At 62.5% G+C, this 24,455-nt stretch carries 22 protein-coding genes; 10 read left to right on the top strand and 12 right to left on the bottom strand.

The window, feature by feature from the left end; genetic code table 11:
- Positions 1 to 150: 150 nt before the first annotated feature.
- The 3 genes from P8A24_RS06805 to P8A24_RS06795 all read left to right on the top strand — a co-directional run bounded on the left by P8A24_RS06805 (position 151) and on the right by P8A24_RS06795 (position 2,844).
- Positions 151 to 300: a hypothetical protein gene (locus tag P8A24_RS06805; protein ID WP_278057856.1), complete on the top strand. Its 150-nt coding sequence runs from the start codon at positions 151 to 153 to the stop codon at positions 298 to 300.
- Between the two features lie 109 nt (positions 301 to 409).
- Positions 410 to 1,495 (top strand): ABC transporter substrate-binding protein, encoded by a 1,086-nt coding sequence (locus P8A24_RS06800; protein ID WP_278057855.1) that lies wholly within the window; start codon positions 410 to 412, stop codon positions 1,493 to 1,495.
- A complete protein-coding gene (locus P8A24_RS06795) occupies positions 1,492 to 2,844 on the top strand; it encodes a nucleoside hydrolase (RefSeq protein WP_278057854.1) in 1,353 nt (450 codons plus the stop codon). The genes P8A24_RS06800 and P8A24_RS06795 overlap by 4 nt, the downstream gene beginning before the upstream one ends.
- 61 nt (positions 2,845 to 2,905) lie before the next feature.
- Here P8A24_RS06795 and P8A24_RS06790 read toward each other — a convergent pair whose 3' ends face one another.
- The 4 genes from P8A24_RS06790 to P8A24_RS06775 form a co-directional block, all read right to left on the bottom strand.
- Entirely contained in the window at positions 2,906 to 3,673 is a 768-nt protein-coding gene (locus tag P8A24_RS06790; protein WP_278057853.1) for an ABC transporter permease, read from the bottom strand.
- Between the two features lie 123 nt (positions 3,674 to 3,796).
- Positions 3,797 to 4,900 (bottom strand): tryptophan--tRNA ligase, encoded by a 1,104-nt coding sequence (gene trpS / locus P8A24_RS06785; protein WP_278057852.1) that lies wholly within the window; start codon positions 4,898 to 4,900, stop codon positions 3,797 to 3,799.
- 17 nt (positions 4,901 to 4,917) lie between these two features.
- Complete coding sequence (gene glgX, locus P8A24_RS06780; RefSeq protein WP_278057851.1) at positions 4,918 to 7,107, bottom strand: glycogen debranching protein GlgX; 2,190 nt, start codon at positions 7,105 to 7,107, stop codon at positions 4,918 to 4,920.
- A gap of 91 nt (positions 7,108 to 7,198) precedes the next feature.
- Positions 7,199 to 7,441 carry a mycoredoxin gene (locus P8A24_RS06775; RefSeq protein ID WP_278057850.1) on the bottom strand — a complete coding sequence of 81 codons (243 nt, stop codon included), beginning with the start codon at positions 7,439 to 7,441 and terminating at the stop codon, positions 7,199 to 7,201.
- Between the two features lie 266 nt (positions 7,442 to 7,707).
- Between P8A24_RS06775 and P8A24_RS06770 the strand changes: the two genes are divergently transcribed.
- Complete coding sequence (locus tag P8A24_RS06770) at positions 7,708 to 9,711, top strand: ATP-dependent helicase (protein ID WP_278057849.1); 2,004 nt, start codon at positions 7,708 to 7,710, stop codon at positions 9,709 to 9,711.
- 131 nt (positions 9,712 to 9,842) lie between these two features.
- Here P8A24_RS06770 and P8A24_RS06765 read toward each other — a convergent pair whose 3' ends face one another.
- Both P8A24_RS06765 and P8A24_RS06760 read right to left on the bottom strand, forming a co-directional pair.
- Complete coding sequence (locus P8A24_RS06765; RefSeq protein WP_278057848.1) at positions 9,843 to 10,889, bottom strand: ThiF family adenylyltransferase; 1,047 nt, start codon at positions 10,887 to 10,889, stop codon at positions 9,843 to 9,845.
- A 103-nt stretch (positions 10,890 to 10,992) separates the two neighbouring features.
- Positions 10,993 to 12,447 carry a zinc-dependent metalloprotease gene (locus P8A24_RS06760; protein WP_278057847.1) on the bottom strand — a complete coding sequence of 485 codons (1,455 nt, stop codon included), beginning with the start codon at positions 12,445 to 12,447 and terminating at the stop codon, positions 10,993 to 10,995.
- A gap of 324 nt (positions 12,448 to 12,771) precedes the next feature.
- Here P8A24_RS06760 and P8A24_RS06755 point away from each other — a divergent pair, with 324 nt between their 5' ends.
- Positions 12,772 to 13,869, top strand: coding sequence for a YlbL family protein (locus tag P8A24_RS06755; RefSeq protein ID WP_278057846.1), 1,098 nt, complete (start codon positions 12,772 to 12,774; stop codon positions 13,867 to 13,869).
- Between the two features lie 132 nt (positions 13,870 to 14,001).
- On the opposite strand, the gene P8A24_RS06750 is transcribed toward P8A24_RS06755, so the two are convergent.
- Positions 14,002 to 14,550 (bottom strand): PPA1309 family protein, encoded by a 549-nt coding sequence (locus P8A24_RS06750; protein WP_278057845.1) that lies wholly within the window; start codon positions 14,548 to 14,550, stop codon positions 14,002 to 14,004.
- 123 nt (positions 14,551 to 14,673) lie between these two features.
- On the opposite strand from P8A24_RS06750, the gene P8A24_RS06745 reads away from it, so the two are divergent.
- Positions 14,674 to 17,706, top strand: coding sequence for a UPF0182 family membrane protein (locus tag P8A24_RS06745; protein ID WP_278057844.1), 3,033 nt, complete (start codon positions 14,674 to 14,676; stop codon positions 17,704 to 17,706).
- A gap of 199 nt (positions 17,707 to 17,905) precedes the next feature.
- Here the strand turns inward: P8A24_RS06745 and P8A24_RS06740 are convergent, their stop codons facing one another.
- From P8A24_RS06740 to P8A24_RS06725, 4 genes are all read right to left on the bottom strand, one after another.
- Positions 17,906 to 18,160 carry a metal-sensitive transcriptional regulator gene (locus tag P8A24_RS06740; protein ID WP_278057843.1) on the bottom strand — a complete coding sequence of 85 codons (255 nt, stop codon included), beginning with the start codon at positions 18,158 to 18,160 and terminating at the stop codon, positions 17,906 to 17,908.
- Entirely contained in the window at positions 18,157 to 19,824 is a 1,668-nt protein-coding gene (locus P8A24_RS06735) for an FAD-dependent oxidoreductase (protein ID WP_278057842.1), read from the bottom strand. The genes P8A24_RS06740 and P8A24_RS06735 overlap by 4 nt, the downstream gene beginning before the upstream one ends.
- A 103-nt stretch (positions 19,825 to 19,927) precedes the next feature.
- Entirely contained in the window at positions 19,928 to 20,062 is a 135-nt protein-coding gene (locus P8A24_RS06730; protein WP_278060254.1) for a hypothetical protein, read from the bottom strand.
- 404 nt (positions 20,063 to 20,466) lie between these two features.
- Positions 20,467 to 21,666 (bottom strand): CobW C-terminal domain-containing protein, encoded by a 1,200-nt coding sequence (locus P8A24_RS06725; protein ID WP_278057841.1) that lies wholly within the window; start codon positions 21,664 to 21,666, stop codon positions 20,467 to 20,469.
- Between the two features lie 91 nt (positions 21,667 to 21,757).
- On the opposite strand from P8A24_RS06725, the gene rpsN reads away from it, so the two are divergent.
- The 4 genes from rpsN to rpmG all read left to right on the top strand — a co-directional run bounded on the left by rpsN (position 21,758) and on the right by rpmG (position 22,995).
- Complete coding sequence (gene rpsN / locus P8A24_RS06720; protein WP_278057840.1) at positions 21,758 to 22,063, top strand: 30S ribosomal protein S14; 306 nt, start codon at positions 21,758 to 21,760, stop codon at positions 22,061 to 22,063.
- 255 nt (positions 22,064 to 22,318) lie between these two features.
- Positions 22,319 to 22,441, top strand: a complete 123-nt coding sequence (gene ykgO / locus P8A24_RS06715; protein WP_278012418.1) for a type B 50S ribosomal protein L36 — start codon at positions 22,319 to 22,321, stop codon at positions 22,439 to 22,441.
- Positions 22,441 to 22,677 carry a 50S ribosomal protein L28 gene (rpmB, locus tag P8A24_RS06710; protein WP_278057839.1) on the top strand — a complete coding sequence of 79 codons (237 nt, stop codon included), beginning with the start codon at positions 22,441 to 22,443 and terminating at the stop codon, positions 22,675 to 22,677. The genes ykgO and rpmB overlap by 1 nt, the downstream gene beginning before the upstream one ends.
- Before the next feature lie 150 nt (positions 22,678 to 22,827).
- On the top strand, positions 22,828 to 22,995 hold the full coding sequence (gene rpmG / locus P8A24_RS06705) for a 50S ribosomal protein L33 (protein WP_278057838.1): 168 nt from the start codon (positions 22,828 to 22,830) through the stop codon (positions 22,993 to 22,995).
- Between the two features lie 213 nt (positions 22,996 to 23,208).
- On the opposite strand, the gene P8A24_RS06700 is transcribed toward rpmG, so the two are convergent.
- Positions 23,209 to 23,931 carry a polysaccharide deacetylase family protein gene (locus P8A24_RS06700; protein ID WP_278057837.1) on the bottom strand — a complete coding sequence of 241 codons (723 nt, stop codon included), beginning with the start codon at positions 23,929 to 23,931 and terminating at the stop codon, positions 23,209 to 23,211.
- Between the last annotated feature and the right edge of the window lie 524 nt (positions 23,932 to 24,455).

Genomic DNA, 24,455 nt, shown 5'->3' with positions numbered 1-24,455 from the left:
GCTCCTTTTCAAAGGGGTGTCGGAAATATTTTTCCGCGTTTACCACGCTCCACAATACCCGTCCGTTTGGGGGAATTGCACCCATAAGGGATGAAAAGGCAAAGCGAGCCGTGAAAAATTTTGCAGGGCGCATGGGTTTGAGCCGGTTGCGTGGGTGGAAAGTCCCGCGCCGACGTCGGTGCGCGAATTGCACCGCCAGCAGACCTCCCGACGTCGGTGCGCAAGTTGCGCCGTCAGAGCCGCCCATCTGCCGGCGTCGTCGTACACTCATGCGCCGCGCCGCTCGCCTTGCTACAGTGAAACCCAGCGGCCGCGGAACCTCGCCCGTCCTCTTTCCGGGCCGCCCAGCGCGAGGAATCGTTGCCGTGAAAACCCAGAGGGCGGAATATTTTCGACCTAGGGGATCGCAATGAAAACTTCTGCCCTGCGCACTTTTGCCGCGCTCACGCTGTCCGCGCTCGCTCTGGCCGCATGCTCGGCCCCGTCGTCGGCTCCCTCCTCCGGCGCCTCTGGCGCTCCCGCCTCCACCTCCCAGGACCTACGCAAAGTGAACTTCATGCTCTCGTGGGTACCCGACACGAACCACATCGGCGTCTACGTGGCCCGCAACAAAGGCTTCTACGCAGAAGAAGGCCTCGACGTGGGCATCCTCGCCGTCGCCCAGGCCGGCGCAGAGCAGGCCGTCAACAACGGTCTGGCCGATTTCGCTCTGTCCAACATGTCCAATATCGGCTCGCTTTCCCTCCAAGACGTACACCTGACGCAAGTGTTGCAAGTCCAGCAGCGCCCGAGCGCGATCTGGTGCTCGCTCGCGTCGAATGCGGCCATCACGCGCCCGAAGGATCTCGACGGCAAGGTTTTCGCCACGTTCGGCGCGAATGAAGATTCCGCGATCGTCAAGCGCATGATCCAAGGCGACGGCGGGCGCGGCGAATTCGATTCGGTGACCGTGGGCACCTCCACGTTCCACGTGCTCCAGGCCGGCAAGGCCGATTTCGGCGGCTTCTACTCCACCTGGGAAGGGGTGGAAGCTCAGCTCAAGGGGCCAAAGCTCAACTGTTTCGAGGGTGAAAAGTACGGCGTTCCGGGAAACCCGAACGAGATCGGTGTGATCACGAAGGCAGATACGGCCAAGAAGGATCCCGCGTTCGTTAAGGCGTTCACGCAGGCCACCAAGCGCGGCTACGAGTACGCCTACGCCCACCCGGATGAGGCCGGAGAGATCCTCGTGGCCGAAGCGAAGAAGGACGGCATGGAGGTTGATCCGGCGCTCGCGAAAGCATCCATGAAATTCATTGTGGACGGCAAGTTCTGGGGCGATCCGGCGAAGATCGCGGACGGCTCGTTCGCGCTCGGCACCGCGGATGTCGCCGGCGCGCAGGCCTACTACGATTTCCTCGCCAAGGCGGGCGGCACCTACCAGGACGCGAAGGGCAACCCGGTGAGCACGGCCCCGAAGGCGAGCGAGTTGGCGACGGACCAGTTCCTCAAGTGAGCGACGCGCGCCCGGCCCTGTTCGTCGACGTCGACACCGGCGTCGACGACGCCCTCGCGCTCGCCTACCTCCTGGGCCAGCTGAGCGCGGGGGTGGGCGTTCCGGGCGCCGGGGCAAAGCGCACGGGCGCAGGTACCGGGCTCGGAGCCGGTGCGGGAGTTGCCGACGCCGGTGCGCCCGATTTCGCCGACCTGGCAGTGATCGCCTCCTACGGTAACGTTGCACAGACGACATCGGAGCGTAACACGTGGGCCGTGCTCGACCTCCTGGGGTGCACAGACGTTCCCGTGTTCGCGGGCGCGAGCAGCCCATCGTGGGCGAACGCGTTCATTCCCGACGCCGGGTGCGCAATATTCCACGGAGTCAACGGCTTAGGCGGTGTGGACGCGGTGCGATTCGGCGGCGCCTCGACGAACGGGATTGTTCCGGCCGCAGACCTTGAGGCGGGGGTGGCGTTGCTCGCTGCCCGGGACCCGTGCCTGTCGGTGGGCGGCTATGTGCCCGGCGATCCGCATGCGAATCCCGCGTGGGGGAGCGCTCGCGAGTTCGTGGGGACTGGCCAAGCGGCGCAACTGTTCGCCACTCGATTGGGCGAGGCAACGGCGTCGGACGGGCAGACGGGCGAGATGTCCGCGGCTGCTCACCCGGGTGTGCCGACGCCGTCGAGCTCCCGAGTCGGCGGCGTGAACGGCGAAACCGTGCCGTTGAGTGCTGGAGCTAGCGAAGTGATCCGTGCGCTCGAGCGCGGGCCGGTTCAGCTGATTACGCTCGGTCCGTTGACTACGGCGGCGCAGGTTGTGCGGCACCGGCCGGACCTACTCGAGCGGCTGTCGGTGGTGTCGATGGCGGGCGCGCTCGACGAGCCCGGGAACTGCTGGGACGGCGTGAGCGAAACGAACGTGATCCAGGATCCGCAGGCAGCGGACACGGTTTTCGCCTCGGCCGCCAATGTGACTGTTGTGGGCCTGGACGTGACCCACCGTTGCCTGCTTCCCGCGAGCGCCGTTGAATCCTGGCGTGGTACGCCGGCAGGCGACTTTTTCGCTGAGATTGCGCGCTTTTCGATCCGTGCGAACGCGGCTTCGGATCCGATTTTCGCCCGCGGGATGCCGCTCCACGACCCGCTCGCCGTGGCCTGCGCTCTTGACACCACCTACGTGCGTTGCGAGGAGCTTCCCCTTCGGGTCCAGTTGGAAACGCGCGGTGCTGCCGTACGCGGGCGGACCGTCGCGGCGGGTGCCGGCTTCCCGACGTCGGGGCGGTATGTGCATGTTGCGCTTGAGGTGGATTCGCGGCGGTTCGTGGAGGATTTATGTTCTGCCGTCGCGACGGCGGTCGGCGCCGCCTAATACTGCTCAAACGCGACGATGCGGGCGTGAGCCGCCCACCGGCGTCGGTGGGGAAGGGACGCTAGTTGTCGAAATCGTCGTCGTCGGCGGGGCCGATCAGCGCACGTTCAGTGAGGTTCACGGCGCCAACGAGCAGGGCCGTGAGCGCAATAATCACGAACGTTGCGGAGAAAATGAGTGGCGTTCGGAACGAGTTATAGGCCGCCTGGATCCAGATTCCGAGGCCGCCGCGGCCACCCAAGTATTCGGCCGTCGCCGCCGTCGCGAACACGTACGCTGAGCTGACGCGGATCCCGCCGAAGATTTGCCGCGCGGCGACACGCAGCTTGACGTGCCACAGGGTCCACGCAGGCGTGGCCCCCGAGGTCAGTGCCACGTCTGAGTAGAACTGCGGCACAGCCTCGAGGCCGCGGATCGTCTGAACAGCGATGGGGAACATCGCGAAAATAGTGACAATGGCGATTTTGCCGGAGATTTCGAACCCGAACCAGATGAGGAACAGTGGCGCGATCGAGATGAGCGGCATGGTTTGCGCTGCCGAGAGCAGGGGGAAGAGTGTGCGGCGGGCGATAGGCGAGGCGTAGAGCGTGATCCCCGTGAGTACGCCGAGAGCAATCGCGAGGAGGAAACCGGTGACGCCTTCGATTGTGGTGATCCAAGTTGCCCCGCCGAGGGTGTCCCACGTTTGGACGGTGGCGAGCGCGATGTCGCTCGGCGCAGACACAAGCGCGATCGGGCCGCCGAATACGCGCACCCACAGTTCCCACGCAACGAGGAGTGCACCGACGAGCGCGACCGTGGGCGCGTAGCGCGTGAGAAAACGGATCATGACATCACCTTAATGAAGGACACGGGGAAGGTGAGGAGCCCCGGCGTCGCTAATCGAATGTGTGTGGACCTGCAGGAAACGGGGAGGGGAGAGCGCAGATATGCGATCTCCCCTCCCGGTGTGTTAGTAGCTCATTCCGAGAGCCTCGTGGACTTCTGTGAGCGTGGCGGCCGCCTGCTCGCGTGCCCGCTCCACGCCCCGCTGAAGGACGGACTCGAGGAACGCCGGATCGGCCTCCAGCTCTGCGCGGCGCGCACGAACGGGGGCGAGGTGCTCGTTGAGCGCCTCGGTGACGTAGTTCTTGAGCGTTCCGCCGCCACCATTGCCGATCTCCTCGGCGATTTCGCGCGGATCGCGGCCGGTTGCGAGGCCGGCGATGAGGAGTAAGTTGGACACCTCAGGGCGGCCAACCGGATCCCACGTGATGAAGCGATCAGAATCGGTCACAGCCTTCTTCACGAGCTTGGCAGTTTCGTCCTCGCTCATGCGAAGCTCGATCGTGTTGTGGCGCGACTTGCTCATTTTCTGGCCGTCCAGACCCAGCACGGACTCAGCCTCGGACAAGAGCCCCTGCGGGCGTGGGAAGACGCGCTTTGCGCCCTTCTTGCCATAACGACGATCGAAACGATCGGCGATCACGCGCGCTTGCTCGAGGTGCGGAAGCTGATCCTTGCCCACCGGCACGAGGTTCGCCTTGGCGAAAAGAATATCCGCAGCCTGGTGCACCGGGTAGGTGAGGAGAAGGCCGGACATCGGGCGGCCATCGGTGGCCTCGAGCTCTGCCTTCACTGTGGGGTTACGGCGCAACTCCGCATCCGTGACGATTGAGAGGAACGGGAGCATGAGCTCGTTGAGCTCGGGCACCTGCGAATGGGCGAAGATCGTGGTCTCTTCCGGATCCATGCCGACCGCAAGGTAATCCGTCAGGAGCGAGTACACGCGCTCACGCATCGGGCCCACCGAATCGCGATCCGTGATCACCTGGTAATCCGCAATCAGGAGCCAGGTTTCCACGCCGCGCTGCTGGAGGCTCACCCAGTTCTTCAGGGCGCCGAAATAGTGGCCGATGTGGAGGTGGCCGGTGGGACGCGCGCCGGTGAGCACGCGGAACTGGCTCGGATCGTCGTCGATCGCTGCCTGGATCTTGTTCGACACTGCGCGGGCATGCTCAAGCGACGCATCCGATGTTGCGTTCTCGAGGGCCTCTTCAGCGTGAGATTCGCTCATGATTTCCTTCCCTTGGGTTACGCCGGGTTCGCCAGATACAACTGGATCGAGGTTGGCGCAACGAGTGTTTCATCTCCTGGTTTCAAGGCTACCCCTCGTTCGCGGGGGCGTGCCCAGGTGGAATCCCACACCAGTGTGTAGTCGGTGCCGCGCCCGGTGGGGAGCACGACCTGTTTGGATTCCGGGTTTCCGTTGAGGACAAGCAGGGCGTCGGCGTCTTTTCCGCCGCCGCTGCGAAGCATGAGGAGGGTACGAACCTCGCGGTTGTACCACTTGTGGTCGGTCAGTTCGTCTCCGTGGCGGTCGTACCAGACGACGTCGGGGAGTGAATCTCCGGCCGTTTGGGCGCCGGTGAAGAACTTCAGTGGGCGCAGTACCGAGTGATCGCGACGCAGTGAGAGAAGGTACGACACGGTTTCGACCATGTTGTTTTTCTCCTCGCTTGGGGCCCAATCGATCCACGAGATTTCATTATCTTGGCAGTAGGCGTTGTTGTTTCCGCCTTGAGAATCGAGGCGCTCATCACCAGCCCGGAGCATCGGAGTTCCCGCAGAGAAGGCCAGCATCGCCATGAGGTTGCGGATCGTTTTGCGGCGCGCGGCTTCGATTTCCGCCGACGCCGGGCCCTCGGCTCCGTGGTTCCACGAGTGGTTGTCGTTGGTGCCGTCGCGACCGTCCTCACCATTGGCCTCGTTGTGTTTGGCGTTGTAAGAGACGAGATCGTACATCGAGAAGCCGTCGTGGGCCGTGATGAAGTTGACCGAGGCGTACAGGCCGCGGCCGCCGGGGATGCGGCCGTGTGAGAACAAATCCGCGGATCCGGAGATGCGGGTTGCGAAATCGCGGGCATCGGAGCCGTAGCCCCCGCCGGCGATGGCTGCTGGTTCGGTGACCCAATACCGGCGCATCGTATCGCGGAAGCGATCGTTCCAATCGGCGGTGGGTGGCGGGAACTGACCGGTGCGCCAGCCGTCGTAGCCCAAATCCCACGGCTCGTTGATGAGCTTGACCTGCGAGAGGATCGGATCTGTTGCCATTGCCACGTAGAGCGGGTGGTTGTAGAGGAAGGCGTCGCCGTGGCGGGCACCGGTGACGGCGAGATCGAAACGGAAGCCGTCGATCCCGACCTTCTCGACCCAATAGCGCAGAGAATCGAGTGTCATGCCCACCACGTGGGTGCGGCGGAAATCGAGGGAGTTGCCGGTGCCCGTGGTGTCTTTGAGGACTCCGGGGCGCGCCGAATCGTGGCGGTAGTAGGTGGAGTTATCAAGGCCGCGCCAGGAGACGGTGGGGCCGTCGGCGCCGGCTTCGCAGGTGTGGTTGTACACCACGTCCAAGATCACTTCGATGCCTGCCTTATGCAGGAGCGAAACCATGCCTCGCACCTCTGCAAGGACGCCATCGGGGCCGAGAGCTTGGTTCCCCTTCGTCGCATACGACGGTTCGGGGGAGAAGTATGACAGCGTGGAATAGCCCCAGTAGTTTGTCAGCCCACGCTCGGTCAAGAACGGCTCGCTCATCTTTGCGTGGATGGGCAGGAGTTCGATGGCGGTGACGCCGAGGGAGCGCAGGTAGTTGATGGTGACGGGGTGGGCAACTCCCGCGTATGTTCCGCGCAGTTCCTGGGGGATGCCCTCGAGCTGCTTGGTGAGCCCGACGACGTGAGCCTCATAGATCACGGTTTGATCCCAGGGAGTGTTTGGCCGATCCGTGACCGATTCAGGCTCGTTCATCACCATGCCGATCGCGGCAACGGGTGCGGAATCTCGCTGATCTGCCACCATGCCATCGATGGGATGGAGATCGTCGTTTACTTCGTGAGAGAAGAGCGCTGGATCGAGAGTGGGCGCTTGGATAATTCCGCGCGCGTAGGGATCAAGGAGTAGCTTCGCAGGGTTGTGTTTCTGCCCGAGGTTCGGCTTCCATTTGCCCCACACGCGATATCCGTAGGCTTGGCCGGCGCGGATTCCAGGAACATGGCCGCTCCAGATCCCGTATGTTCCGCGGTGCAGGCGGAATCGACGCTCCGAGACATAGGGGGAGGTTAGATCGAGGAAACACACCTCAACACGAGTTGCCTGGCCGGCGAGGACGGCGAAATCTGCGCCGTTCTCCATTAGGCGGGCGCCCAGGTGGACAGGGCGGCCTGCAATGCGCAGGGAATACTCGGAATCACGGGCGACGAAGCGCCATGCGGAAATAGTCACGCTCTATTCTCTCAAATGTGGAGCGCCCTGCAATTCGTTACACGAAAATTGCAGGGCATTCCTCAGTGAAGTTTCACGCTTTAGCCAGGCTTCACGCCTCGGAGAGCTTTTCCTCGACCTCGGCGGCACTCGGGTTGGTCATCGTAGTGCCGTCCCAGAACTGAACGGTGGGAACCACATGGTTGCCATCGTTCACCGCGGCCACCGTTTCGGCCGCTTCGGGATGCTCCTCGATATCCACTTCCGTATACTCGATGCCCTTCGCGCCGAGCTGTTTCTTGAGGTTCTTGCAATATCCGCACCACGAGGTGGTGTACATCGTTACTTTCTCCATGCACCAAGGATACCCGATAGAAAAATCTCTCGAACATCTGTTCGCTTTTTGTGATCGTGCGTGATAAAAATGGGACTGCGCGACGGCGAAGTTTTACTTCTCATCTGCGCGGAAACTGGCGCAAATACAGGGAAAACTCACTGCCGGCGTCGTCGGGAAAAGTTTTCAACAACGTCCGCTCGTGCACTCCTCGTCCACAACTTGGCGTGGGCCGGATCAACAAACTGGGCCAAACCGTGAAAGACTTTCCACGTCGAAGGAGGAACGTGAATCCGGAAGAATTATTGGAGGCGCTCGACCCCGAGCAGCGGGAGGTTGCGCAGCATCTGCACGGCCCGCTTGCCGTGCTCGCAGGTGCGGGAACAGGGAAAACCCGTGCGATTACCTATCGAATCGCATACGGGGTGAAAACTGGCGCCTACCAGCCCACCAATGTTCTCGCTGTCACGTTTACGAATAAAGCTGCGGGGGAGATGCGCTCGCGCCTTCTCGATCTTGGGGCGGGGAATGTGCAAACCCGCACGTTCCACTCCGCGGCCTTGAGCCAGCTTCGCTACTTCTGGCCACAGGTGATCGGGGGAGTGGTGCCGGAGATCCGCGAGCACAAGGCCCCGCTGGTGGCGATGGCGGCTGAAAGGCTTGGTTTCCCTACAGATCGCGTATCGGTGAGGGATTTCGCCTCGGAGCTCGAATGGTCGAAGGTTTCCCTGATTGCGCCAGAGGATTACGCGTTGCGAGCGCTGGAAGCTCGCCGGGAGATCCCCGGCGATCTTACCGGGCAGGATATGGCGGCCTTGATTAGTGCTTATGAGGTCGTGAAAGCCGAGCGCGGCGTGATCGATTTCGAGGACACAATCCTCATCCTCATCGGCCTGATGAGCTCAAGGGAAGATGTGGCTGCACAGATTCGGCGCCAGTACAAGCATTTTGTGGTGGATGAGTACCAAGACGTCTCACCCATGCAGCACCGTTTGCTTCAGCTCTGGCTCGGGGATCGCCGCGATATTTGCGTGGTCGGCGATGTGTCGCAGACGATCTATTCGTTCACAGGTGCGAAGGCGGATTACCTGGCGAGCTTTTCGAAAGAATTCCCCAAGGCTCGCACCGTCACTCTCAATCGTGATTACCGTTCGACGGCACAGATCGTGGATCTGGCGAACGAGGTGATCGGTGAAAACCATACAGAAGGCGCAGTGTTCCTCCGCGCGATGGGTGGCACCGGGCGGCTTGTCGAGTACCGTGAATATGCCGATGATGAGGCAGAGGCCAACGAGATCGCTGGCCGGATCATTTCGTTGCACCAACAAGGCGTCGATTATTCAGACATGGCGATCCTGTACCGTACCAACTCGCAGTCTGAGCGCTTCGAAGCTGCGCTGAGTGCTGCTGGAGTTCCGGCCACTGTTCGCGGAACAACGCGGTTTTTTCAGCGTCGGGAAGTGCTCGAGGCGATGGTTGTGCTCCGTTCAATTGCTCGCGGTGAAGCCAGTGGAGGGCATAGTGGAATGGAGCTGCCCGAGCTCGTGAAAGGCGCGCTGAATCAGATGGGGTGGCGCAAGGAGCCTCCTGCGGCCCATGGGGCGGCGCGTGAGCGCTGGGATTCCCTCGAGTCGCTGCGCTTGCTTGGCGAGGACATGTGGGAAAAGCGGCAGGCAACCATCGCCCAATTTGTCGAGGAACTCGAAGAACGCAAGGCGGCCTCGAATGAGCCCACCCAGGAGGCGGTCACACTCTCGTCGTTGCACGCTTCGAAGGGTCTGGAGTGGAAGGTTGTGTTCCTCGCAGGCATGAGTGAAGGGCTGATGCCCATTTCGCACGCGCAAGGTGATGAGGGGGTCGCCGAGGAGCGTCGCCTCCTGTATGTGGGAATTACTCGAGCGAAGGAGGAGCTGATGATCTCCTACGCGCTCGGCAATGGAAACCGTGCCAATCGCAAGGTTTCGCGTTTCCTCGTACCGTTTTGGCCAAAACCTGAATCAAAATCCTCCGCCTCGCGCAAGCGCGTGGCGAAAGCGAAAGCGGATTTCGCGAACGCCGCCCCTGAGGATCGGGCGCTCTTTGAGGAGCTTCGTGAATGGCGCGCCACCGCCGCCACGGAAGCGCAACGTCCCCCGTACGTGATCTTTCACGACACCACCCTCCGCGACATTGCGATCATCAAACCCCGCACACTCACCGAGCTCGGGGCAGTGAAAGGGATTGGAAGTACCAAGCTCATGCGATATGGAGAGGAAGTACTGGCTGTCATTGCCGCGTTCATGAAGTGGTGATCGAGGGCCTCCATAATAGTCTGCTCGCCCGCGTTGGTGGTTGCCTTGCAGTGGCGCCGCCAGGTTGTCGACGAGCTGCTCGCCGGTGTGGGTTAGTTGAGATGGTTATGGCGTGCGGGGGTGTTGCTCGCCTACGCCACGCAGCACCCGCATTCGGGGTGTGGAGGGAGATCAATGAGCGCTGGTGCCGCGTTTGTGGGCGGCACATTCCATGCAGCGTGTTGGAGCAGAATCTCCTCACGGTCTAAAAATGCGAGGATATCGCGGGTGGCGAGCGTCGCTCCCAGCCCGCATGCGGCCGAATGTGGCGGCGCCGGCATCGCTCGCACGGCCTGCGGGCCGAGCCTGCTCCACGAAGGATCGGCGTCGAGACGTTGAAGGTAGAGGCACTGCGCGCACGTGCCCTGGTTGGGGAGTGCGAACGGCCCAACCAGTAGATCGTATTCCTCAGCGCACCCGTGGAACACAGGCACGCCCTGGCTCAAAACGGCGCGTGAGACGAACGGGTCGAGCGCATGATAGCCGGTCAGGAGCAGCACATCAGGGCGGCTGGCTTTCGCGGGATGTGGCTGATTGTCCGCAACCGGCAGTGGCTTCGTGCGATCGGTGGATAGGATTTCGCCACTGGAGCGAATATGTGTGCGCTTCCTCGAGGTGGTGAGTGCAATCCTGGGATTAATTGCGCGAAGCTCGGTGGCCAGAACCTGTGCTCGCGGCACGCCAAAGCCCCCACGCTGCATGAGCGGGTGATCGGTGCTGCCCACCGGCTGTTGATCGAGGATCGAAATCGTCCCCACTCCCGCGCAGGCCAGGTGGAGAGCGATCTCGACCCCGAGATGATCGGCACGATAAATCTGGACATGGCCTTCGCTGCGCGAATGTGTGCGCCCGCTGGTGCGCCACGCCGCCTGCTGGTCACTCCCGCGCAGCTCGCCGTCGTACACAAGCTTCTCGCGGCGGAGAAAGGCGAGCAACTGTGCGATCCGTTTCTTCGTGATCTTTGCTTTCTTGCCGCGCTCGACGAACTCCGTCTCCGACGTCGGGCGCGCGAGCCCCTCGATTAGTGCGATTTCGTTGTTTGTGAACTGACCCAACGAGACTCCCGTTCGCGGGTCGAGCCCAACACACGCCGAATCCACATCCGTCCAATACACATTCATTCCAAGTGGTAACTGCATAAATTAAACATAATCAAAAAACGTTAAAGAGTGGGGTGGGTTTCCACACCTGTGGAAACCCACCCCACGCAATTCGCGCTTTATGCTAGCGGCCCGACGTCAGCTACTGGCGATCATCGTCGCTCGGAGTGGTTCCTCCGGGCCCGTCGTCACCCGTGCCGCCTTCGCTACTCGCCGCATCGCCGTCGTCGCCGAACTTCGGCTCGTGCGGAGCCGAATCGCTCGCCGAACCGGAAAGCACATCCTCCAAGAATGAATCGAGCTCGGCGTCCAGATCCTTTGTGCGCGACCATGAGCCATCGAAAAACGCGGCTGGATTATCCAAATCCGCAACCTCCGGAAGCAAATCCGGGTGGGCCCACAAGGCATCGCGCCCCTCGATCCCAAGCTTCGCCTCAGCCATCCGCCAAAACGCGGCGGCCTCACGAAGCCGCTTCGGCGCCAGCTCCAAACCAAGCTGCGCACTCCACACGTGCTTCGCCGGATTATCGGTGGCGTAGCGGCGCGAGAACATCTCCGACAACGCCACAAAATTCGGCAAATGCGCCGAAACAGCTCGAGCCGAAACCTCGCTCACCCAGCCCTCAATTAGCGACAACAAGTGCTCGAGGCGCGCCTGGGCCTCCTTCTGCGCCGGTGAAAACTCCACGTCGAAAACGTCGGTCAGATCCACGTTCTCCATCTGGCTCGGATCGTCCAGACGCAACTCACGCACCTGCTCCTCGATCGAGCTCATGTCGATTTCGATGCCGTGCGCAAACTGCGCCACGGAATCCACCACGCGCGAGCGCAGCCACGGAACGCGCGTGTACAACCGGGCAGCGGCCGCCTCACGCACCGCCACGTATAGCTCCACTTCCTTCGTGTCCGTACCCTCGATGCCCCGCGCGAACTCGTCCACGTTCGTGGGCACAAGCCCGGCGAACGAACCTTCCACCAGCGGGATGCCCGTATCCGTGGTGCCGAACGAGCTCACGGCCAGCTCGGCGAGTGCCTTGCCGTACTGCATCCCCAGCAGCGATGCGACGAGACCACCCACCATCTGCGACGGATCGAACGGCAACATTCCCGGCGGAAGCTGAGCCTGCTGCCCCTTCATCGTCTCCCCGAACGCGCGAGCAATATTCGCGCCCACCGGATCAAGAATCTTCTTGAGCGTCGGAAGCGCGTGCGCCACCCAGTCTAGGCGCGAGAACGCCATCGCCGGGCCCGTTGCCGGGTCGATGTCGGTTGCGGCATCGAGCCAGAGCGACGCCGTGGACAGTGCACGGCGCGCTGCGTCGCCCTCTAGCCCGGACAGGCGGTCGAAGTGCTGTGAGGTAACCGTTTCGCGCGCCACGCGCTCCGCGATCTGCCAGTTCACCGGGCCTTCGCCGGTGGAACCGAGCATGTCTTTGACCTGCTTGACCACCATGTCGAAGTTCGCGGGGCTGAGCATCCCCTCCATCTGCGTTGCCGGGTCGATGCCCTGCGCGCGCAGGTTTGCGATGATGTCGTCGGCGGCGGCGTCGCCGAGCACGGCCCGCAGCATCGCCTCCCAATCGTTATTTTCGGCCATTTTTCCTCCAAGGATTTTTTCTGAGGCCCATCCTACCTGTGCGTTTGAGTGCCGCGCCGACGCCGGGGGTGGATTTCCGCCGACGGCGTGCGCGGCCTGCGCTCGGGCCGTGCGCAAGTCTGTCAATCCAGCCAGACGTTGCACATATAGCAACGTCCGAACGAACTGATTGAGTTGTGCACGCGCCTCCCCGCCACCAACGTCGCCCGCCCCCGGGCGTCGCCCGCCCCCGGCGTCGCCTGCCCCGGCGTCGCCTGCCCCCGACGTCGCAGGTGTGGCAGGCGCCGCGTACCGGCTCGGGCGAAATTAGGGCATGATGGAGGAATGAATTCAAAGCTTCTTTCCGCGGTCACGTTTGGAACGGTGCTCCTCGCGTCGTTGATGATGCCGAGCGCCTACCTGGTGCAAAGTGCCGGCCCTGCGTTGGATACGGCGGGGAAGTTTGACGGCAAGCAACTGGTTGCGGTCAGTGGCACCGACACGTATCCGTCAGATACCCACCTGTACATGACCACGGTTTCCGCCGTTGGTACGCCGGAGAATGGCGCGCCGGTGGGCGTGGTGCTCGGCACGATTTTCAAGGGTGACGAGCAGGCGGTGCCGGTGCGCGCGCTTTACCCCGAGGAGGCGACGGACGCGCAGGTGGAGAAGGTTAACGCGCAGGCGATGACATCCTCGCAGGATACGGCGGCTGCGCTCGCGATGGAGCTTGCGGGTAAGAAGGTAACGATGGATCTTCAGGTCAGTGCGGTGGACCCGAAGGTGCCGTCGGGTGCGGTGCTGAAGGAAGGCGATATTATCAAGCGCATCTCCGCCCCGACAACCGGCGGAAAGCTGGTGGACGTACCCACTTTCCTTTCCCTGTCGAAGATCCTGTTCGCTACCACACCGGGCGCGAAGATTACCCTCGAGGTGGAGCGCGGCGGCAAGCTGGAAAAGGCCACGTTTGCAACGATTTCGGCGCCGAAGGATGGCCCGTATCCACAAGGGTCCTCGCTGATCGGCGTCGGCTTATCGGTGAAGAACGTGAAGTATCCCGGCAAGGTCACGTACGCGGTTGAGGGGATTGGTGGCCCGAGTGCGGGGAACATGTTTGCGCTGGAGATTTACGACCAGCTCACCGAGGGTTCGCTCGGTGGCAAGCGCGTGATCGCGGGCACGGGCACGGTGAACTGGAATGGATTGGTGGGCCCGATCGGCGGAATCGAGCACAAGCTGGTGGGCGCGGCGAAGCAGGGGGCGACGGATTTCCTTGCGCCGGTGGAGAACTGCGCCGAGACCCTCGGCTACGAGCCGGAGGGGATGAACGTGTGGGCGGTCCGTTCGACTGCTGAGGCTATCGAGGCTGTGAAGGCGATCGGCGAGGGCAAGACGGCGCAGCTCACGTCTTGCCAGGCATACGTTCACGGTCAGACTGTGTGAAAGAAATGAGGCCCCGCGGGGCCTCATTTTTTCCGACTGCGGTGCGCACGTTGCGCCCGCGGTGCCTGCCTTTGTTACGGTTGGCATGCTCCCGCGGATGTGATTTTTCCCTGCGTGCGCTCGCGGTGCGGCTTATTCGAAGGTGGATTTGAGTCCGTCGACGAGGCCGGGGACGGCGTCGGGGGAGGAGATGCGTAGTGAGTCGTCGTCGAAGTGGCGCATGCGCACGATGCACCACTGTTCGCCGGTACGCATGACGGCGGCGACGATGCGCACGTCCTGACGATCCGGATGGTTTTTGAGGATTTCCATAGCCTCGGCCTCATCTTCGGGCAGGGCAACCTCGGCGCTGGGTGGGAGCACGACGCGCTCGGTGGAGATCGCCGCGCCGTCCACGTTCTCGGGCCAGGTGATCCGGCCGAAAAGTTCGGCGAGTGAATCGACGTGGGGTAGATCTTCCTGCTCCACCGAGAACAACGTTTCGGGATCGGTGATAGCCGAGGCTTCGACGTCGGCGGGGAGTTCGCCTGCGAGCGCCGGGTTCGCTTCGAGTGCAGCCTGTGCTTTGATGAGCGCGAAGACGCGCACGGGCGCGTCCCAGCCGAAACGGTTGACGTGCGATTCGATGTCAGCGGCGGCGTCGCGAAGTGCGGCCTGTGCAGGGGAGAGTTGATCATTCACGCGCTCATCCTACATCAACCACGCTATGGGTGGATTTTGGCGATCTGCCTAGAGCGGGTGGGGGTGTATACGCTAGCGTTGGAAGTGGTATTTTGCGCCCATCCATAGAGAGAATGAGGGATAGTGTCCGCATCTGTTTCGAATGCGCAAGGGAAAGCGAAGGGGATTTCCACGTTCGTTGTAACGTTGGGCATTCTCGGCGCGCTGGTTGTTGCGCTCACGATTTTTGCAAACTTCTGGACGGAGATGGCCTGGTTCAGCCAGATCGAGGCCGTTCGCGTTTTCTGGACCCAGTATGGTGCCGCGATCGGCTTTGGTGTACTCGGCGTGCTAGTGGTGGCCGTGGTGGCTGGAGTGAACGCGCGGGTTGCGCTCGGAAAGGGAGCCACAAAGGGCGACGTCGTTGCGCAGCTTGAGCATTCACCAGTGGATGCGCTCCGCAAGCGTTGGTGGCTCACATATCTGGTAGGGCCGGCGGTTCTCGGCCTGGTGTTTGGAGCGTCGATGGGCCGCAACTGGCAGTCGTTCCTGCTGTGGTTCAACGCCACGAAATTCGGCAAAGTTGATCCGGAATACGGGCTGGACGTGGGCTTTTACGTGTTCACGCTCCCGGTTTTAAAGATCGGTTTGAGTTTCTTCTTCCTGCTGTTGCTCATTTCGTTCGTGGTTGCTGCCGCGATGTATTGGATGGGCGGGCACGTGCAGGTGGCGGAGAATTCGTTCAAGGTGACGCGTCGAGCCCAAATCCATGTTGCTGTGGTCGCCGCGCTGGGCGCACTGGGCTTGGCGGCGAATTATTGGCTTTCGCGCTATGAGCTCCTGCTCGGGAACCACGATCGTTTCTCCGGAGCCTCGTACACGGATATTAATGCCTCGGTTCCTGGCCTCACCATCCTCTCGATTGTGGTGGCCCTGATCGCGCTGGCGTTTGTGTGGGCCGCGGTTCGGGGGCTCTGGCGCCCCGCCGTCGTCGGTGTTGCAACGGCGATTGTTGTCTCGTTGGTGGTGTCGTGGATCTACCCGGCGCTCGTGCAGTCGTTCCGCGTTACCCCGAACGCAGCCGAGCTTGAGTCGGAGTATATCCAGCGCAACATCAATGCGACTCGTGATGCGTACGGCATCGCGGATATCGAAACGCAGTCCTACGACGCGGTGACGAAGGCCGAGCCGGGCCAGTTGCGCGAGGATTCGCGCACGGCTGCGCAGATCCGCCTCCTCGATCCGAACATCGTGGAGCCGTCGTTCAACCAGCTCCAGCAGAATCGTCAGTATTACACGTTCCTTGAGCCGCTCACGGTTGGCCGCTACAACGTGGGCGACGAGAAGCGCGATACCGTGATCGGTGTTCGCGAACTGAACTTGAACGGTTTGGACCAGGAGCGCCGTTCGTGGGTCAACGATCACACGGTGTACACGCACGGCTACGGCGTTGCCGCCGCGTTTGGTAACACGGTGAGCTCGCAGGGTGATCCGAAGTTCTGGGAGAGCGGTATTCCTTCGCGTGGCGAGCTCGGCGAGTACGAGCCGCGTATCTATTTCGGCAAGAATTCGCCCGATTATTCGATCGTGGGTGCGCCGAAGGGGGCCACCCCGTGGGAGCTGGATTACCCGGACGATAAGGAACCGAACGGCCAGAAGAACAACACGTACACGGGCGATGGTGGCCCGGCGATTGGCGATGCGTTCTCGCGGTTGATGTTTGCGATTAAGTTCGCATCTACGGATATTTTCTTCTCGGAGCGAGTCACGGACGAGTCCCAGATTCTCTTTGATCGTGACCCGGCCAAGCGCGTGTCCAAGGTGGCTCCGTACCTGACGCTCGATTCCAAGGCCGTTCCTGCGGTTGTGGATATGGACGGCGATCCGAAGACCCCCAAGCGCGTGGTGTGGATCATCGATGCGTACACGACGTCGAACAACTATCCATATTCGGCGCGTCAGTCGCTCGAGGCGGCCACGAATGATGCGCGTTCGCGCGGCCAGCTGATCGGCGCCGCGACGGAGGAAGTGAACTACATCCGTAACTCAGTCAAGGCTGTGGTGGATGCCTTCGATGGTTCGGTTTCGCTCTACCAGTGGGATGAGAAGGATCCGGTGATCAACGCCTGGAAGGGGATTTTCCCGGGTCAACTTAAGCCGCTTTCGCAGATGAGCGGCGATCTGATGTCGCATGTTCGTTACCCGGAGGATCTGTTCAAGGTTCAGCGTGAGCTACTGGCTCGCTATCACGTGACGGACGCGAAGTCGTTCTATTCGGGCGGCGATTTCTGGAAGGTCCCGAAGGAGCCCACGGCTCGCGATCAGGAGACGGCGCAGGCGCAGCCTCCGTACTACATGTCGTTGCAGATGCCGGGGCAGAAAGCTCCGGAGTTCTCGCTCACCTCGAGCTTCATCCCGGGCGGCACCACGCAACGAAATATTATGAACGGCTTCTTCGCAGCTTCCGGCGACGCCGGTAACGAGGCCGGCAAGAAGGCGGACAGTTACGGCAAGCTGAGGTTACTCGATTTGCCGCGCGGCTTGACGATTCCGGGTCCGGGCCAGGCGGAGAACACGATGGTGACTAACCCGCGCGTGTCCCAGGATATTAACCTGCTCGATCAGCGTGGCACGAAGGTCCAGATGGGCAACCTGCTCTCGCTACCGGTGGGTGGCGGAATGCTCTATGTTCAGCCGGTGTACGTGCAGGCATCGAGCGGTACGCAGTACCCGACGCTCCAGTACGTGCTCACGCTCTTCGGCGACACGGTGGGCTTCGCACCCACGCTGGACGAATCGCTCAACCAGGTGTTCGGCGGTAATTCGGGTGTGAAGGCTGGCGACGCCGCGATCGCCGGGCAGAAGGAAGCGCCGCTTGCGAACGGCGGGGCGAATGCCGCGGGCGGGGAGAAGCCTGCGGATCAGGCGAAACCTGCGCCGTCGGCGTCGCCAGCTCCGAGCGAATCCGCATCGGCAACGCCGTCCGCTCCGGCGGCACCGGCTGCAGGTTCTCCGGCCGAGCGTTTGAACACGGCACTGACACAGGCGAAGAAGGCGATCACCGATTCGGAGGCTGCTCGCAAGGCCGGCGACTGGACAGCCTACGGCAAGGCCCAGGAGGAGCTGACGAAGGCGGTCGAGGAGGCCGCGAAGGCGCAGTCCGAGCTCGGGAAGTAACGCGCTTGATCGGAACGGAGGCCGGGGCGGTGGGAAACCACCGCCCCGGCCTTTGCGTGTTACAGCATCAATAATGTGTGCGCGATTCGCCCAGGTGCCTCGGGGAATTCATTGCGCAGAGAACGAATACATCGTGCGGATAAAAGGGGAGCGGGTGGTTCGCGGAAAACATTCTCCGCGAACCACCCGCTCGTGTGCGTTAGGCCAAGGAAAGGAACAGCTTCGAGAGCTTCTCCTCATCGACTTCATTACCTGAGGCGATGCATTGCTTCATGCCTGTGGAGATCACCAGGTATCCGGCACGATCGACGGCTTTTGAGACTGCAGCGAGCTGGGTCAAGGCCTTCTCACATTCGTCGCCAGATTCGAGCATGGCGATCACCGCATCGAGCTGGCCACGGGCCCGCTTCAGGCGCGTTATTGACGCTTTCACGCTCTCGGGTTCGAGCTTCATGCGGCCACTCCTTCGCGAGTGGAAGCCGTGCCTGCGCTCCACGTGAGGTAGCCGCCGTCGAGGTTCGCTACGTCAAAACCACGACCCGTGAGTAGCGAGGTGGCGATATGCCCGCGTAAGCCCACCTGGCAGTGCACAAGCACCTTGCCGGCGTCGGGGCCCTCGGCCTTCGCGAGCAGATCGCGCAACTCGCCCTCGCGCTCGCGCAACTCATCGACCGGGATGTTCACTGCGCCCGGGATCGCGCCGCGCGCGAACTCGCTCGCCGAGCGCACATCCACCAGCGTCCAGCCGGAGGCGAGTCGATTTTCGAGTTCGTGCCACTGTGCCGATTGCTCGCCGCGCGCGATGTTCTCCGCCACGAAGCCCGCCATGTTGATGGCGTCCTTCGCTGAGCCGAACTGTGGGGCGTACGCGAGCTCGAGATCGGCCAGGCCGGAGGCAGTGATCCCACCACGGATCGCCGTGGCGATCACGTCGATGCGCTTGTCCGCACCCTCGCGTCCCACAGCCTGGGCGCCGAGGATCGCATCCGTTTGGGCGTCGATCACGAGCTTGAGGTGGATCTGCTCGGCGCCAGGATAGTAGCCGGCGTGGTGCGGGGGGTGTACGTGCAGGACGCGGATCGCGCGGCCGGCGGCGCGAGCGCGCGTTTCTGTCCAGCCGGTGGAGGCTGCAGCCATGCCAAACAGGCCAATAATCGCAGTGCCGAGCACCTGCTGGCTGTGCTCATCGCGACCCACAATCACATCCGCAACGAGGCGGCCGTGGCGGTTTGCTGTTTGTGCGAGGGGCACGAGCACCTCGTCGCCGGAGACCGCGTCGCGCTTCAGCGCGGCGTCTCCGACAGCGAAGATTGCCGGATCGGAGGTTCGCTGCTGGTCGTCCACCACGATGCCACCGTTGGGGGCGACGTCCAGGCCGGCGTCGGCGGCGAGGCCCGAGTTCGGGCGCACGCCCAGCGATGCGATCACCAGATCGGCAGGGTAGGCGGCGCCGGAGGCGATGACGGAATCGGCCGTCACCTCGGTCACGTTCGCGCCGGTTAGCACCGTAATTCCGCTTGCGCGCAGATGATCCGTCATCACCTGAGCCATCTCCGGATCCAGGTTGGGGAGGATGTGGGAGGCGCGATCGAGCACCGTCACCGCATAGCCGCGGTGGGCGAGGTTTTCAGCGACCTCGAGCCCAACGAACCCGCCGCCGATCACCACGGCCGTGGCACCGGCGTCGCCGGCGGACGAAGCCGCGATCAGCGCGTCCGTATCCTCAACGTTACGCAGGGGTAGAGCGCGCTCGATCCCCGGGATTGGTGGAACGATAGGGGAGGCGCCGGGGGCGAGGATCAGGTAGTCGTACTCGAGCTCGCCCGTGCCTGTGGGTGTTTCGAAGGTAACGCACTTGGCCTCGCGGTCGATTGCGGTGGCGCGAGTGGCCACGCGCACGTCGATGCGGAAGCGTGCGGCGAGGGAGGCCGGGGTCTGGAGAAGAAGCGAATCGCGGGTGGGAATCACGCCGCCCACATGGTAGGGCAGGCCGCAGTTCGCGAACGACACGTAGTTCGTAGCTTCGAGAACGACGATTTCCATGTGCTCATCCTGGCGGCGCAGGCGTGTGGCTGCGGACATTCCGCCGGCTACGCCTCCGATAATCACTGTACGCATGGGTGAAATCTTTCTGGTTAATGAAATGCCGTCAAAGGTATCGGCGCTGGCGTACGCGGTGCGCCAGCGCCGATAGTGTTCGAGGTGGAAAAGTTTGTGTGGATCAGAACGCGGGCTTGCGCTCTGAATCCGAGCAGGTGCACCACTGCTGGGCGGGGACTTGGGCCTTGACGGCGGCGACGTGCTGGCCGCAGCCAGTCCAGGTGACCTTTCCGCAGTTCTTACAAGCAACGGGCATGCACATTTTGGCGCCTTTCGGTTGAAGTTATCGGCAACGCTGGAGTGTGTTTTGCTCTCGCGGTCCTTCACCGATTTTCTGTGTCCAGTAAAGGTTGCCGGGTGTTGCCTGCGCTGGTGCGCCGGCTTCGTTCATGGCATAAGCATACCCCAGGGGGTATTGAGCTGACAAGACATCTCGCAGTGAAACAGTGATACTTCGGTCACTGAAAATATTGGTCGCTTTTTTGGGGTGTCGAGCCGCATTTTGGCTCGACACCCCAATTTTCGAACCAAAATTTTCAGCGGTCCGACTATCGCTACATTTCTCCGCCGAGCCGCTACTCCGCCGAGCCGCTACTCCGCTACATTTCTCCGCCGAGCCGCTACTCCGCCGAGCCGCTACTCCGCCGAGCCGCTACTCCGCTACATTTCTCCGCCGAGCCATTCCTCCAATCCGTCGGCTCCGGCCCAAGCCATCTCGTCCGGCTCGCACAGGATCGCGTGGAAGGCGCGTCGCACCCGCTCGGCCGCTTCCTCGCCCCCGGTTCCCGTCACGATAATGTGGCAGCGCGGCTGCGAAATCTCGGCTCCGGATTCATCGATCCCGTCCGGGAAATCAGCCCACACACCGGCCTCGCCCACGGCGATCTGCCCGCCGGCCGTTTCCCACGAACACACGGTGTTCGGCCGTGAAATCAGCCAGAAACACCCACGCCCGCACGCGCCCTCGGCGGCTAGTTCCTCGGCGAACTCGGTGAAACGCGCCGGGTGAAACGGGCGCTGAGAGCTCAGCTCGAGCGTCCACGTGCCGTGGCATTCGGGCCCGCCCCACGCCTGCGTCGTGACGGGATGTACGCGCTCCACTGCGCTTACCGGATCGTGCGTGATCGATTCGGCAATCTCCGCCCACGCCGAATCGATCGTGGAGGCGAGCAACGTATCGTGCGGGCGCAGGTGCTCCACGAGCTCCCCGCCGGGCGAATCTATCTCGCCCGCCGCAAGCACCAGATCCGCATACCCGAGGTTCATCATGTGGATTTCGGCCACGCACCGCGGGTCGTCCTCGATCAGGGTGATCCCTGCATCGGAGGCGAGCGTATGGGTGAGGAGTTGCTCGGTCGCCTGGTCGACGTCGATCAGGTGAGCGACGCCCGCCAGCAGAGCTACTGGCTTATTCCCAACACTGCGGCTAGCTGCCGCTTCGGCGTCGCCCGCGGCTTCGGCATCGGCGAAACTTCCGCCGTCGCCAGCGCTAGCCGGCTCGCCACCCAACTCGAGGGTCTCGAGCGCGTACCCGAGCGAGGGTGCGAGGTGGGGCAGTTCCAGGCCGGCTGGGAGGAAGAGGATCGTGCGCTCGCAGCCAGCCAAAATGCGCTCGCGAACCACGGTGAGGATTAATTCGCGCAGTCCGCACGTTAGGCAGTCGCCAGGGATGTCGAACGTTCGCGGCGCATGCGCGAGCTCGCTGACCGCCTCCCAGCCGGGGCGTGTTTCGTGGAACGTTGCGGTGGCGCCGTTGGTGGCGAGTCCGACGACGTCGGTGGCGGGCGCGTCGATCGAGAGTGCGGTGATGTCGGTGAGGACCGGGTCGGCGCTTGAGATGGCGATCAGGGGGTGGGTCACGTCTGCTCCTCGCTTGCGTTGTTGAGAACGATTATCTATTATTCCAGAGAACGATACGTGAGAGCAATTCTCAAATGAAAGGAAGTGTCGAATGGCCAAACGGTCCAAGATCGTGGCTGACCAGCGCCGTCGCGAAATCGTCGCGCGCTACGCCGAGCGCCGCGCGGAGCTGAAGAAGCGCAGCGTCAACCCGCACCTGAGTGAGGAAGAGCGTGCCGAAGCGATGGCTGCGCTCCACGCCCTCCCGCGAGACGCCTCGCCCACCCGCTTGCGCAACCGTGACGTCGTCGACGGCCGCCCCCGTGGCTACCTCGGCAAGTTCGGCCTCTCGCGCGTGCGCTTCCGCAAAATGGCGCTCGACGGCGAACTGCCGGGCGTGCGCAAGTCGTCCTGGTGAGCCCGCACTATGAGCTCGAGGCGCTGCTAGTCCGGCCGCGGTGATCTCGTGCGTAACTCTGTCAAATCGCTCAGGCGTTGCTATATACGCAATGCCTCGCGGAAGTGATGGAGTTCTGCACGCGTCCAGCGCCCGGCTGCACCCGGCGCCCCGGCCGCAACCGGTGCCCCCGCGTCGGGAATAACTCCCAACTAGCGCCCGTTGCCCACAGCAGACAGGTGAGCGCCTCGCCCACCGCATGAGAAGGAGGTTGCGATGAAGGTTCGTGCATCGCTCAAGAGTTTGAAGAACCAGCCCGGCTCGAAGGTTGTTCGCCGCCGTGGCAAAACATACGTGATTAACAAGTTGAACCCGAAGTTCAAGGGAAGGCAGGGCTGATGGCAACGTATTGCCAGGTCACCGGGCGTAAGCCCTCGTTCGGCAAGAGTGTTTCGCACTCCCATCGCCGTACCAACCGCCGTTTCGATCCGAATCTGCAGAAGAAGCGTTTCTATGTGCCCTCGCTGAGGCGCACGATCACGCTCACGGTCTCGACCAAGGGCTTGAAAACGATCGATTCGAAGGGCATCGACGCCGTCGTGGCAGAGATGCTCCGTCGCGGAGAAAAGTTTTAATCGCGGGTTCCGGCTCGCGGCGGGCCCGGCCCGTCGCAAGTGCGGGTTCGCAGCGGACCACAGGCCCGGATGAAATATCGCGAGCCGACGCTCGCAGCGGGCCGCAGGCCCGCAAAAGTGCCGCGCGAGCGGCGAAAGTGAGGTGCCAACATGGCAAAGGCAGCAGACGTCCGCCCGATCATCAAGATGGTCTCGACGGCGGGCACGGGTTACACCTACGTAACCAAGAAAAACCGTCGAAACACCCCGGATCGTCTCGTGCTCAAGAAGTACGACCCGATGGTGGGTAAGCATGTGGAGTTCAAGGAGTCGCGCTGAGCGGGTTTCTTTGAGGCTTTCTGACAGGCGACGCCGGTGCGCAAGGAGCGTACCGGCGTCGTTGTGCAAGGAGCGTACCGGCGTCGTTTTGTGTTCTCAGCGGGCTCGTTCGCGCGCGGTGCGCGTGCGCAACTTTGTCAGTTGAGCGAGGCATTGCCAAGAGAGCAATGCCTCGCGGATGTGATTGAGTTGTGCACCGGCGTCGAGCGGACGTCAGTGGCCCATCGCAGCGAGTTGGCTGAGCGTCACTACTCGGTAGCCTTCGTCGTGGAGTTTGTCGAGGAGTACGGGGATTGTGGCGACGGTTGGGGAGCGGTCGAGCCGCCCGTCGTGGGCGAGGATGATCGCGCCAGGGAACATGGCGTCCATGACGCGGTCTGCACGGCCTTCGGGCCCTTTCGGCTTGTTGTTTTCGACGCCGATGGTCCAGCCCGCGGCTCTCATCCCTGAGTTACGCAGCACCTGCGCCGTCGCGCCGGTGGTTGCTCCGCGCGGCGCGCGCACCCATTGTGCGTCGACGCCGAATTTCGCGAGCACTCGCTTGGCTTGCGCGATCTCTTCGCGAGCTTGCGCGGGAGTAATTTTGTCGAAGTGTGGGTGGGTGTAGGTGTGGTTGGCGATCTCGTGGCCTTCGGCCAGGATTCGGCGGATAAGTTCGGGGTGTTTTTCGGCGGCTGTGCCGACCACGAAGAATGTAGCTTTCGCGCCTTTTGCTTTGAGTGTGTCGAGGATTGCAGGGGTGAAGCGAGGATCGGGGCCGTCGTCGATGGTGAGGGAGACGGCTTTCTCGGTGACGCCCGGGATTTCGTTGATTCCGCGCCGTTCTTTTTCGGTCATGGCGCTGACGAACGGGATGGCGAGTTGGATTACGAGAATTGCCGCCACGGCGAGCGCTGCGAGCGTTGCAAGCCAGTGTTTGCGCAGGGTGAGTGCCATGGCCGTCTACTTTCGGTGTGGGGTGCTGTCTCGTCCAGCCTAGGTGCAGTGTGGCGGTGGACCTCTCCGCCGTGGGTATGGGAATATGCGGTCCCGCGTGGTCCCAACGTATTGCCTGACGTCGGGGTTTTGGTTTCGTCTACGCGTTCCTTAATTTTGTGCACAACTCAATCAGTTGGCGTGGGCGTTGCGGATAAGGCAACGCCTGGCTGGATTGATTGAGTTGTGCACGTGGGTTGGTGCAGAAGTCTGTCAGTTGGCGTGGGGGTTGCGTATATGGCAACGCCTGGCTGGATTGATTGAGTTGTGCACGTGGGTTGGTGCAGAAGTCTGTCAGTTGGCGTGGGCGTTGCGTATATAGCAACGCCTGGCTGGATTGATTGAGTTGTGCACAGGCTTCCCGACGCCGCCACCGACTTCGCGACGCCGACGCTCGGCAGGTGTCCGCTATGTGGGCACCTTGCGTATATTTTCTCGTTTTTGCGCATAATATGAAGTAACCCGGTTCGGCGGCAAAGCTGAGT

This window comes from Arcanobacterium wilhelmae, from assembly GCF_029632765.1.
GTDB lineage: Bacteria > Actinomycetota > Actinomycetes > Actinomycetales > Actinomycetaceae > Arcanobacterium > Arcanobacterium wilhelmae.
The sequence above is the reverse complement of the archived record's forward strand: the minus strand, read 5'-3'. Positions and strand labels throughout refer to the sequence as shown.

What these genes read in the sequence shown, in the direction of transcription:
- P8A24_RS06800 (WP_278057855.1), top strand. Translation starts at nt 410, where the DNA reads ATGAAAACTTCTGCCCTGCGCACTTTTGCCGCGCTCACGCTGTCCGCG.
- P8A24_RS06790 (WP_278057853.1), bottom strand. Translation starts at nt 3,673, where the DNA reads ATGATCCGTTTTCTCACGCGCTACGCGCCCACGGTCGCGCTCGTCGGT.
- trpS (WP_278057852.1), bottom strand. Translation starts at nt 4,900, where the DNA reads ATGAGCGAATCTCACGCTGAAGAGGCCCTCGAGAACGCAACATCGGAT.
- P8A24_RS06775 (WP_278057850.1), bottom strand. Translation starts at nt 7,441, where the DNA reads ATGGAGAAAGTAACGATGTACACCACCTCGTGGTGCGGATATTGCAAG.
- P8A24_RS06765 (WP_278057848.1), bottom strand. Translation starts at nt 10,889, where the DNA reads ATGCAGTTACCACTTGGAATGAATGTGTATTGGACGGATGTGGATTCG.
- P8A24_RS06760 (WP_278057847.1), bottom strand. Translation starts at nt 12,447, where the DNA reads ATGGCCGAAAATAACGATTGGGAGGCGATGCTGCGGGCCGTGCTCGGC.
- P8A24_RS06755 (WP_278057846.1), top strand. Translation starts at nt 12,772, where the DNA reads ATGAATTCAAAGCTTCTTTCCGCGGTCACGTTTGGAACGGTGCTCCTC.
- P8A24_RS06740 (WP_278057843.1), bottom strand. Translation starts at nt 18,160, where the DNA reads ATGAAGCTCGAACCCGAGAGCGTGAAAGCGTCAATAACGCGCCTGAAG.
- P8A24_RS06735 (WP_278057842.1), bottom strand. Translation starts at nt 19,824, where the DNA reads ATGCGTACAGTGATTATCGGAGGCGTAGCCGGCGGAATGTCCGCAGCC.
- P8A24_RS06730 (WP_278060254.1), bottom strand. Translation starts at nt 20,062, where the DNA reads ATGCCCGTTGCTTGTAAGAACTGCGGAAAGGTCACCTGGACTGGCTGC.
- rpsN (WP_278057840.1), top strand. Translation starts at nt 21,758, where the DNA reads ATGGCCAAACGGTCCAAGATCGTGGCTGACCAGCGCCGTCGCGAAATC.
- ykgO (WP_278012418.1), top strand. Translation starts at nt 22,319, where the DNA reads ATGAAGGTTCGTGCATCGCTCAAGAGTTTGAAGAACCAGCCCGGCTCG.
- rpmB (WP_278057839.1), top strand. Translation starts at nt 22,441, where the DNA reads ATGGCAACGTATTGCCAGGTCACCGGGCGTAAGCCCTCGTTCGGCAAG.
- rpmG (WP_278057838.1), top strand. Translation starts at nt 22,828, where the DNA reads ATGGCAAAGGCAGCAGACGTCCGCCCGATCATCAAGATGGTCTCGACG.
- P8A24_RS06700 (WP_278057837.1), bottom strand. Translation starts at nt 23,931, where the DNA reads ATGGCACTCACCCTGCGCAAACACTGGCTTGCAACGCTCGCAGCGCTC.